This window comes from Pantoea sp. C8B4, assembly GCF_051336905.1.
GTDB classification, from domain to species: Bacteria; Pseudomonadota; Gammaproteobacteria; order Enterobacterales; family Enterobacteriaceae; genus Pantoea; species Pantoea rwandensis_B.
Genome location: NZ_JBGMNK010000005.1, coordinates 289546 through 299228, shown reverse-complemented (window position 1 = coordinate 299228; position 9683 = coordinate 289546). Strand labels below are relative to the sequence as shown.

General features: G+C 54.5%; 10 protein-coding genes and 1 tRNA gene. 5 read left to right on the top strand and 6 right to left on the bottom strand.

The features are described from left to right. Nucleotides 1-11: 11 nt before the first annotated feature. Nucleotides 12-96: transfer RNA gene (locus ACCW76_RS09330), tRNA-Tyr, on the top strand. Nucleotides 97-206: 110 nt separating this feature from the next. Continuing rightward, entirely contained in the window at nt 207-1019 is an 813-nt protein-coding gene (gene xthA / locus ACCW76_RS09325) for an exodeoxyribonuclease III (protein ID WP_436338383.1), read from the top strand. A gap of 33 nt (nt 1020-1052) precedes the next feature. Here xthA and ACCW76_RS09320 read toward each other — a convergent pair whose 3' ends face one another. The 4 genes from ACCW76_RS09320 to ACCW76_RS09305 form a co-directional block, all read right to left on the bottom strand. Beyond that, a complete protein-coding gene (locus ACCW76_RS09320; protein ID WP_234465319.1) occupies nt 1053-1307 on the bottom strand; it encodes a YnjH family protein in 255 nt (84 codons plus the stop codon). A gap of 41 nt (nt 1308-1348) precedes the next feature. Then, nucleotides 1349-3271: a DNA topoisomerase III gene (locus ACCW76_RS09315; RefSeq protein ID WP_436338382.1), complete on the bottom strand. Its 1923-nt coding sequence runs from the start codon at nt 3269-3271 to the stop codon at nt 1349-1351. Between the two features lie 22 nt (nt 3272-3293). Beyond that, nucleotides 3294-4337 carry a selenide, water dikinase SelD gene (gene selD / locus ACCW76_RS09310; RefSeq protein WP_436338381.1) on the bottom strand — a complete coding sequence of 348 codons (1044 nt, stop codon included), beginning with the start codon at nt 4335-4337 and terminating at the stop codon, nt 3294-3296. 153 nt (nt 4338-4490) lie between these two features. Beyond that, nucleotides 4491-5042 carry an NAD(P)H nitroreductase gene (locus tag ACCW76_RS09305; protein ID WP_436338392.1) on the bottom strand — a complete coding sequence of 184 codons (552 nt, stop codon included), beginning with the start codon at nt 5040-5042 and terminating at the stop codon, nt 4491-4493. A gap of 169 nt (nt 5043-5211) precedes the next feature. On the opposite strand from ACCW76_RS09305, the gene sppA reads away from it, so the two are divergent. The 3 genes from sppA to pncA all read left to right on the top strand — a co-directional run bounded on the left by sppA (nt 5212) and on the right by pncA (nt 8795). Next, nucleotides 5212-7071 carry a signal peptide peptidase SppA gene (gene sppA / locus ACCW76_RS09300; protein WP_045816086.1) on the top strand — a complete coding sequence of 620 codons (1860 nt, stop codon included), beginning with the start codon at nt 5212-5214 and terminating at the stop codon, nt 7069-7071. Between the two features lie 85 nt (nt 7072-7156). Beyond that, on the top strand, nt 7157-8170 hold the full coding sequence (gene ansA / locus ACCW76_RS09295) for an asparaginase (RefSeq protein ID WP_038646633.1): 1014 nt from the start codon (nt 7157-7159) through the stop codon (nt 8168-8170). Between the two features lie 16 nt (nt 8171-8186). Beyond that, on the top strand, nt 8187-8795 hold the full coding sequence (gene pncA, locus ACCW76_RS09290) for a bifunctional nicotinamidase/pyrazinamidase (RefSeq protein ID WP_034828795.1): 609 nt from the start codon (nt 8187-8189) through the stop codon (nt 8793-8795). 35 nt (nt 8796-8830) lie between these two features. On the opposite strand, the gene ACCW76_RS09285 is transcribed toward pncA, so the two are convergent. Together ACCW76_RS09285 and msrB are read right to left on the bottom strand one after the other, a co-directional pair. After that, on the bottom strand, nt 8831-9112 hold the full coding sequence (locus tag ACCW76_RS09285; protein WP_045816085.1) for a YeaC family protein: 282 nt from the start codon (nt 9110-9112) through the stop codon (nt 8831-8833). Nucleotides 9113-9114: 2 nt separating this feature from the next. After that, entirely contained in the window at nt 9115-9525 is a 411-nt protein-coding gene (gene msrB, locus ACCW76_RS09280; protein WP_034828790.1) for a peptide-methionine (R)-S-oxide reductase MsrB, read from the bottom strand. Between the last annotated feature and the right edge of the window lie 158 nt (nt 9526-9683).

The window sequence follows — 9683 nt, the reverse complement described above, 5'->3', positions numbered from 1 at the left end:
CCGAGATCCCTGGCGGGATTCCCGAGCGGCCAAAGGGAGCAGACTGTAAATCTGCCGTCATCGACTTCGAAGGTTCGAATCCTTCTCCCGCCACCATCGTTTTCTCTCTTGCTTTCATCGTCGTTTCTTCCCGATTCAATCCATGACTTTTTAACGAAAACTCGCTACCATCCAGACATACTTTTGCGGATAAAAATGGCAGCGAAATGAAATTCATCTCTTTCAACATCAACGGTTTGCGCGCACGCCCTCACCAACTTGAAGCCCTCGTCGAGCAGCATCAGCCGGATGTGATTGGCCTGCAGGAAACCAAAGTTCACGATGACATGTTCCCGCTCGAAGACGTCAGCAAACTGGGTTACAACGTGTTTTATCATGGTCAAAAAGGCCACTACGGCGTCGCGCTGCTGACCAAGGCTCAGCCCGTTTCGGTACGTCGTGGTTTTCCCGGTGATGATGAAGATTCGCAACGCCGCCTGATCATGGCGGAAATCCCCAGCCCGATTGGCGACATCACCGTGATTAACGGTTACTTCCCGCAGGGTGAAAGCCGCGACCATCCAACCAAATTCCCGGCGAAAGAGAAGTTCTACCGTGATTTACAGGATTATCTGGAACAGCAGTTGGCGGTTGATAAGCCGGTGCTGATCATGGGTGACATGAATATCAGCAGTACCGATCTTGATATCGGCATTGGTGAAGATAACCGTAAGCGCTGGCTGCGCACCGGTAAATGCTCATTCCTGCCAGAAGAACGTGAGTGGATGGATCGCCTGTTGCAATGGGGTCTGGTCGATACCTGGCGCGCGAAATACCCGGAAACGGCTGACCGTTTCTCCTGGTTCGACTACCGTTCAAAAGGTTTTGATGATAACCGTGGTCTGCGTATCGACCTGTTGCTGGCCAGTCAACCGCTGGCCACACGTTGCATCGAGAGCGGCATCGACTACGAGATCCGCAGCATGGAAAAACCCTCCGATCATGCACCGGTCTGGTCGACGTTCAATCTGGAAAAATAAGTCAACTGCGTGGCGTGAGAACGCCACGCATCTTTACTTGATAATTTTCCAGATAAGCGGGTTAGTGCCCATGACTTTCTCATCACGCCCGCACTGCAGCAGCACGCCTTCCGCTTTCACGACCGCCCCTTCAGAATAACTGCGATTCTCATAAGTGCAGCACTGCAGACAGTTGCTCTGCTGATTATTCTGTCCCTGTGTCCAGACTTCCGGTGGCATATCAACCACCACATCCGTATTGCCCATGCGACTGTTTTCCGGCTGACGGTTCGCCAGCGCCGAATTCATGCACAACAGCAGCCCGCTAAGCGCTAATAGGATATAACGCATCACTCTGTCTCCTTGGTTTTACGCCGGGTCGATTTCGGTTTTGCTTTACGTTTAGCGGCCGGTGCGGCAATGCCTCTAAATGATTGCAACGAGGGTCGCTGACGCGCTTCGCCAATTAACCCGATCAGCGTGGCAACCAGCGGCTGCATAAACTCATCGTAGCGGCAGGCCTTTTCACTGATGCGTGTTAATGTCGATTCCCATTGAGCCGTCATATCTGGCCGGGCCGCCATTTCAGGTAACGCATGGATAAGCGCCCTGCCCGCGTCCGTAGAATGAATATAGCGGCCTTTCTTCACGAGGAATGTCCGGCGGAACAATAATTCAATAATGCCGGCTCGCGTCGCTTCCGTTCCTAAACCATCGGTCGCACGCAGCACTTTCTTTAATTCTTTATCCTGGACAAAACGCGCGATGCCGGTCATGGCGGATAACAGGGTAGCATCGGTGAACGGGCGCGGCGGCTGTGTCTGCTTGGCAAGCACTTCACCGCGCTCGCACAGCAGCTCATCCCCTTTCGCGACCACCGGTAAAGGCGTGCCATCGTTCTCTTCATCGCGCTCTTTACTGCCGAGTAAGGCACGCCACCCAGCTTCTGCCAGAAAGCGCGCTTTGGCAACAAACTTGCCGCCGCCAATCTCGAGATCGATAACGCATTTACGGAACACCGCATCAGGGCAGAATTGCATCAGATACTGACGAGCCACCAGGCCGTAAATATTGGCTTCATTTTCCGTCAGGTTCACTTTGCTGGCGCGGGCGGTAGGGATAATGGCATGGTGAGCATCCACCTTTTTATCATCCCAGCAGCGGTTCTTCTGATCGGGATTAAAATCCGTAGGCGGTGTCAAATTGGGCTGATGCACCTGAATCGCATTCAGCACTGCATGCCGTCCAGCAAAATGTTCATCCGGCAAATAACGGCTGTCAGAACGCGGATAGGTAATCAGCTTATGGGTTTCGTACAGACGCTGGCAGCAATCCAGGACGTTTTGCGCACTCAGGCCGAAACGCTTTGCCGCCTCGATCTGCAGGCTGGAGAGCGAAAACGGCAATGGCGCGGTGTCAGATTCCCGTTTGTCGTTATAGCCCGTCACTATCGCCGGCTTGCCGTTGATGCGCTCTAAGACGTGATCGGCCAGCGAACGGTGTAACAAGCGACCTTCCTCATCCTGCCAGGGTTCGCAGGCGTCGCTGGGTATCCAACTGGCAACAAAACGCTCATCCTTCGGCGTCACGATGTGTGCTTTCACTTCGAAGTAATCTTTCGGTATGAAGTTTTCGATCTCTTCATCACGACGCACCACCAGGCCGAGCACCGGCGTTTGTACGCGACCGACCGACAATACGCCATCATAACCAGCATTGCGGCCTAACAGCGTCCAGGCACGGGTCATATTGATGCCGTAGAGCCAATCTGCGCGGGCGCGGGCCAATGCGGAGACGCACAGCGGGATAAACTCGCGATTCTCACGTAAACGGCTTACTGCTCGCTCTACGGCAGAGGGGTTGAGATCGTTGATCAGACAGCGCTGCACTTTCTGCCGCTTTTCCGGCGCGAGTTGCAGGTAGTCCAGCACTTCATCCACCAACAGCTGACCTTCACGATCCGGGTCACCGGCGTGCACCACTTCACTCGCCTGTTGCAACAAACCCTCAATCACTTTGAGTTGCTTCGCCACCGACGGGCGTGGCTGTAAACGCCACTTTTCCGGAATGATCGGCAGGTCGGCAAGATTCCAGCGCGCATAGCGGCTGTCATAGCTGTCCGGCTGCGCCTGTTCCAGCAAATGCCCGACACACCAGGTGACCATCTGATCGTTGCCACAGGCAATAAAACCGTCACCGCGTCGATGCGGTTTCGGCAGTACATCAGCAATGGCACGCGCCAGGCTGGGTTTTTCAGCAATAAACAAACGCATGTCTGGCGTCGTTCCTTCTACGTCAATTCACGACGGTAATTAATGGGCAGGAAGGATCGGCAGCGAAGAGTTCACCTATCGCTGTCGCCTGCACGCCGGCCAATGTAGCGCAGTGCTGGAAGGCTTCGACCTCGCTGGGTTGCACCGCCACCAGTAAACCACCCGAGGTTTGCGGATCGCACAGTAACGCGCGAGTCGCATCGTCCATCGCGGAAATAAGTGCGCCATAGCTGGCAAAATTGCGCTGAGTCCCCCCGGGCACGGCACCTTTAGCAATATACTCATCGACACCCGGTAAGCGCGGAACTTGCGTGGCGTGGACTTCCGCACGCAAACCTGACCCCTGGCAAATCTCACTCAAATGTCCGAGCAAGCCAAAACCGGTGACATCGGTCATGGCGCTAACGCCATCCAGTTTGGCGAATTCGGCACCGGCTTTATTCAACTGACACATCACCTCCGCCGCTAAGGATTGGTGTTCTGGCAGCAGAAGGCCTTTTTTCTCGGCGGTGGTCAGGATGCCGATCCCGAGTGGCTTAGTGAGAAACAGCTGGCTCCCCACCTGCGCGGCGCTGTTCTTTTTCACCCGCGCCACATCAACAATTCCCGTGACAGCCAGGCCAAAAATCGGCTCCGGCGCATCGATCGAATGCCCACCCGCCAGAGCCATGCCAGCAGCCTGGCACGCCGCACGCCCGCCTTCAATGACCTGCTGAGCCACTTCCGGGCTCAGCACGTTGACCGGCCAACCCAGGATGGCAATCGCCATGATCGGTTTGCCGCCCATAGCATAAATATCACTGATGGCATTGGTGGCGGCGATACGGCCAAAAGTATGGGGATCATCAACAATCGGCATGAAGAAGTCAGTGGTGCTGACCACTGCCGTGCCGTTGCCGAGATCATAAACGGCAGCATCGTCACGTGTTTCGTTGCCCACCAGCAACTGGGGGTCATGAAAAGGGGTCAGCTCACTATGAAGAATGGTTTCCAGTACCTGCGGCGAAATTTTGCAGCCGCAGCCAGCTCCATGGCTGTATTGCGTCAGACGAAGAGGTTCACTCATGGCGGGTTCCTTATGCGCTGAACAGAAGGCTGTATGTTAGCCTGGCTGTCAGCCGGTGGTAAGTGTTGCGCGGTTTAAGCTCGATGTTTCGCACACGCGGTGTGCAATCTTTGCAACACGGCTCACCCTGCCGAAGAACCCCGCCGATGTCTGTCAGAAATAACTGACAAATTGCGCGGTGTCCGGTGCAACCACCGTGGTATTGGCTTTAAGCTGCGGCGTACCGAGATAGAGGAATCCGACAATCGCATCCTGCTCGCGGCAACCAAAGGCTTCGCGTACCGAAGGATGGTCAGTCCATGGACCGCTACGCCAGATACCGTTAAAACCTTGTGCCACCGCGGCCATTTGCATCGCCATCACGGCACAACCTGCTGAAACCAACTGTTCCCAATGCGGGACTTTGGCATGCTCTTCACAGTGCGCCACCACAGTGATAATCATCGGCGCTCGAAACGGTGCGGTGGCCGATTTTTCAATCGCCTTTTCATCGAGGTCGCTGTCACGCGCCGCTTGTTCAAGCAATTTACCAAAACGCTCACGCCCTTCATTCTCTACAATGACAAAGCGCCACGGCTGCAACGTACCATGATCCGGTGCACGTAAGCCTGCGTGCAAAATGTTCTGCAAGACTTCGCCCGCGGGTGCCGGTTCTGCCAGACGCGATGCCGAACGGCGGTTAATTAATAAATCCAGTGCATCCATCATTATTCTCCCGTGAATAAAAAGCGTGGGCTAATCCTGGCACAGCAAGATCTTTTGTAACAGTCTGGCGCGATTTCCTGCTGACATTTCGCACGCTGCTCTTTAGGATGAACCCGACATCGGGGCAGACCGCGTGGCGACTGCCCTGTTACGTGAATATGGAGAGTTTATGCGCACATTGTGGCGAATTATTGCTGGCCTGTTCCGCTGGAGCTGGCGGGTGTTGAATTTTATTCGGGAATTCATTCTTAATTTATTCCTCATCGTCTTAATCCTCGCCGGTGTCGGTATCTGGTTACAGCTTTCCAGCGCCAACAGCAGCGAACCGGTGCAACAGGGTGCACTCAAAGTGGATTTAAGCGGTGTATTGGTGGATAAACCTTCCGTCAGCAATCGCCTGAGTCGCATCAGCCGTGAGTTGCTGGGCGCGAGCAGCGATCGCCTGCAAGAGAATTCATTATTCGACGTGGTGGATGCGGTTCGTCAGGCGAAAACTGACAAAAACATCACCGGGATCGTGCTTGATTTGCGTGATTTTGCGGGCGGCGATCAACCCTCATTACAGTATTTGGGCAAATCGCTGCGTGAGTTCCGTGATGCGGGCAAACCGATATACGCCATTGGTGATAGCTATAGCCAGGCGCAATACTACATCGCCAGCTATGCCACCAAAATTTATCTGTCACCGCAGGGCACCGTTGATCTGCATGGCTTTGCAACCAATGGGTTGTATTACAAATCCCTGTTAGAGAAGCTCAAAGTCAATTCTCATGTGTTCCGTGTGGGCACCTACAAATCTGCCGTCGAGCCTTTCCTGCGTGACGATATGTCTCCAGAAGCCCGTGATGCGGATGGTCGCTGGATCGGCCAGCTGTGGCAGAACTACCTGAACACCGTTTCCGCCAATCGCCAGATTACACCGGATCAACTGTTCCCGGGAGCAGCCGGCGTCATCAGCGGATTGCAGGCTGTTGACGGCGATACCGCAAAATATGCGCTGAACAGTAAATTGGTTGATGTGCTGGATAGCCGTGCGGCTGCGGATCAGGAACTGGTGAAAACCTTTGGCTGGGATAAAGCCAATAACGATTATCGCAATGTCAGCATTTACGATTACACCGTGAAGCAGCCTCAGCAGGACCAGGATGGCAATATTGCGGTGATCTTCGCCAGCGGTGCGATTATGGACGGTGAGGAAACCGCCGGAAACGTGGGTGGCGATACCACCGCTTCGCAGATTCGCGATGCGCGTCTCGATCCGAAAATCAAAGCGATTGTACTGCGCGTCAACAGCCCGGGTGGCAGCGTGTCGGCATCGGAAGCGATTCGTGAAGAGTTAGCCGCAGCCCATGATGCCGGCAAGCCAGTGGTGGTCTCAATGGGCGGCATGGCGGCTTCAGGTGGCTACTGGATCTCGACGCCAGCAGACTACATTGTGGCCGCCCCCAGCACCCTGACCGGTTCAATCGGCATTTTCGGCGTGATTAACACGGTTGAAAATAGCCTGAACAGTATTGGGGTGCACACGGATGGCGTGGCCACTTCTCCGCTGGCTGACGTTGCCACCACCAAAGCCCTGCCGACGGAAGTGCAGCAATTGATGCAGCTGACCATCGAAAACGGCTATCGCAACTTTGTCGGACTGGTGGCGAAGTCACGTCATAAAACACCAGAACAGATCAATGATATCGCCCAGGGTCATGTCTGGACCGGCAGCGATGCGAAAGCCAATGGCCTGGTGGATGCGTTGGGTGATTTTGACGATGCCGTGGCGAAAGCGGCTGAGTTGGCAAAAGTCGCCAAGCCGCAGCTTAGCTGGTATCAGGACGACCCCGGCATGATTGACCTGCTGTTAAATCAGATGAATGCCTCTGCACAAGCGATGCTGCCAGCAGCACTGAAAGTGTGGCTGCCCGCGCCGATGCTGGACGTAATGAGTGCAGTGAAAGATCAGCCTGGCCTGATGAACAATCTCAATGATCCGCAAAATCGCTACGCCTTCTGCCTGAACTGCGGCAACGTACGCTAATCTTTACAGCCCGGCCGCTGGTCGGGCTGCTTTTCGCTGTTAATCCCCTTATACTGCGCGTTTTACGGCAAGTCTGAGTTCTTCCATGCAAAAGAAAAATATCTATGTAGCCTACACGGGCGGTACCATCGGTATGCAGCGCTCCGCGCACGGCTACATTCCGGTTTCCGGCCATCTGCAGCAGCAACTGGCCAACATGCCAGAGTTCCATCGGCCTGAGATGCCGAATTTCACCATCCACGAATATCAGCCTCTGATGGATTCGTCAGATATGACGCCGTTGGATTGGCAATCGATTGCTGATGACATTAAACAGAATTACGACAGCTATGATGGCTTTGTGATTCTGCACGGCACCGACACCATGGCGTTTACCGCCTCGGCGCTGTCATTCATGCTGGAAAACCTCGCGAAGCCCGTCATCGTAACCGGCTCGCAAATTCCTTTGGCAGAATTGCGCTCAGATGGTCAGCAGAACCTCCTCAATTCGTTGTATGTTGCGGCGAACTATCCCATTAATGAAGTGGCGTTGTTCTTTAACAACACACTGTTTCGTGGCAATCGCACCACCAAAGCACATGCCGACGGCTTCAACGCCTTCGCTTCACCGAATCTCCCTCCTTTGCTGGAAGCCGGTATTCACATTCGTAAACTCAATACGCCGCCGGCACCGCAGGGCAGTGGCGAGTTGATTGTGCACCCGATTACCCCACAACCGATTGGCGTGGTGACCATTTACCCCGGGATCTCTGCCGATGTGGTGCGTAACTTCTTGCGCCAGCCGGTGAAAGCACTAATTCTGCGCTCTTATGGTGTCGGCAACGCGCCGCAAAATGCAGAATTCCTGGCTGAACTGCAGCAGGCCAGCGAACGTGGGATTGTGGTGGTGAATCTGACGCAATGCATGTCCGGCAAAGTGAACATGGGGGGCTATGCCACCGGTAATGCGCTGGAGCATGCGGGGGTGATCAGCGGTTTTGACCTTACCGTTGAGGCAACATTAACAAAACTGCACTTTTTGTTGAGCCAAAACCTCACCAACCCGGAAATTCGTGCCAGAATGCAACAGAATTTACGCGGCGAACTGACCGACGACTGATACGGAGCGAGATGTAATGAAGCGGGCATTGATAATCATCGATATTCAGAACGATTTTTGCCCCGGCGGCCCAATGGCGGTGCGCGAAGGCGACCAAACGGTTGCCGTTGCTAATCGCTACGCACGCGAGTTCCGCGATCGGGGAGAATGTGTAGTTGCATTGCAAGACTGGCATCCGGCAGATCATGGCAGCTTCGCCTCCGTCTCTGGCGAACCGGTGTATACCCTGGGTGAATTGAACGGTCTGGCGCAGATTTGGTGGCCCGATCACGGAGTCGAGAACTCAGTGGGGGCAGATTTCCACCCAGAACTGGACCGCACATTGATTGATGCGGTGTTCCATAAGGGGGGCGACGCTGATGTGGACAGCTACAGTGCTTTCTTCGATAACGGCCATCGCCGCAAAACGGAGCTTGACAGTTGGCTGCGTGAACGCGACATCAGCGACCTGGTGATGCTGGGGCTCGCTACCGACTATTGCGTCAAATACAGCGTACTGGATGCGCTGGAGCTGGGCTATAACGTTGAAGTGGTGAAAGAGGGTTGCCGCGGCGTCAACCTGAATCCTGATGACAGCGATATTGCCATCGAACAGATGCAAGCTCAGGGTGCGGTAATAATCTGAAAATGAGGGCTGGTGAAAACCAGCCCTTTTGCGTTCTAGTGCAGGTTAATGCGCGTGATGTCAGGCTCGATACCAAACTCTTCCTTAAGCTGCTTTTTCGACTTCATCACCATCTCGCCCCCTTTGCCAATGGTCATATGCTGTGGGTCGTCGTTGTGACGCGCCTGCCACAGCATCACCAGCTGCAGGCAATTATCGCGCTGCTCCTGCGTCAGCGCGACACCGTCCGGCCATTTACCGGTTTCCACTGCAGTGGCGAGCCGCTCATAGACTTCCGGCGTCATCGCCGCCAGCATGGCTTCCAGTTCTTGCTTCATGCTCAGCCCTCTTGTTGCTTGCCCTGCTCATCGGTAAAGCTCAATGAGGCAGAGTTAACGCAGTAGCGCTCACCGGTAGGCTGCGGGCCATCCGGGAACACGTGGCCGAGATGCGCATCGCAATTGCCACAGCGAATTTCCACACGGTGCATGCCGTGGGAATCATCTTCCAGGTAACGAATCGCTTCGTCGCTGTAAGGCTGGTAAAAGCTCGGCCAGCCGCAGCCTGAATCATATTTAGAGTCGGAGAGGAACAGCGGTGAATTGCACACTAAACAGTGGTAAATGCCTTCCTGCTTGTTGTGCAGTAGTGCGCCACTGAAAGGAGGTTCCGTGCCGCGATGCTGTGTGACATAGCGCTGCATCTCAGAAAGCTGCGCGATTTTTGCCTCGGGTGCGGTGTCTTTAGCCATTTTGAGTTCCGGAGTGTCATTCTGTAAAAATCGACTAGTATTCTAACAAACGAACAACATCTTCACGGTCTTTTTTCGTGCGAACCCGTTCGCCACGACTGCCACAGCGCAAAATTGTGACGTCGATCACCCTTTGCAAAAGTCATCCCTTTTCGGTC

What these genes read in the sequence shown, in the direction of transcription:
- xthA (WP_436338383.1), top strand. Translation starts at nt 207, where the DNA reads ATGAAATTCATCTCTTTCAACATCAACGGTTTGCGCGCACGCCCTCAC.
- ACCW76_RS09320 (WP_234465319.1), bottom strand. Translation starts at nt 1,307, where the DNA reads ATGAATTCGGCGCTGGCGAACCGTCAGCCGGAAAACAGTCGCATGGGC.
- ACCW76_RS09315 (WP_436338382.1), bottom strand. Translation starts at nt 3,271, where the DNA reads ATGCGTTTGTTTATTGCTGAAAAACCCAGCCTGGCGCGTGCCATTGCT.
- selD (WP_436338381.1), bottom strand. Translation starts at nt 4,337, where the DNA reads ATGAGTGAACCTCTTCGTCTGACGCAATACAGCCATGGAGCTGGCTGC.
- ACCW76_RS09305 (WP_436338392.1), bottom strand. Translation starts at nt 5,042, where the DNA reads ATGGATGCACTGGATTTATTAATTAACCGCCGTTCGGCATCGCGTCTG.
- sppA (WP_045816086.1), top strand. Translation starts at nt 5,212, where the DNA reads ATGCGCACATTGTGGCGAATTATTGCTGGCCTGTTCCGCTGGAGCTGG.
- ansA (WP_038646633.1), top strand. Translation starts at nt 7,157, where the DNA reads ATGCAAAAGAAAAATATCTATGTAGCCTACACGGGCGGTACCATCGGT.
- pncA (WP_034828795.1), top strand. Translation starts at nt 8,187, where the DNA reads ATGAAGCGGGCATTGATAATCATCGATATTCAGAACGATTTTTGCCCC.
- ACCW76_RS09285 (WP_045816085.1), bottom strand. Translation starts at nt 9,112, where the DNA reads ATGAAGCAAGAACTGGAAGCCATGCTGGCGGCGATGACGCCGGAAGTC.
- msrB (WP_034828790.1), bottom strand. Translation starts at nt 9,525, where the DNA reads ATGGCTAAAGACACCGCACCCGAGGCAAAAATCGCGCAGCTTTCTGAG.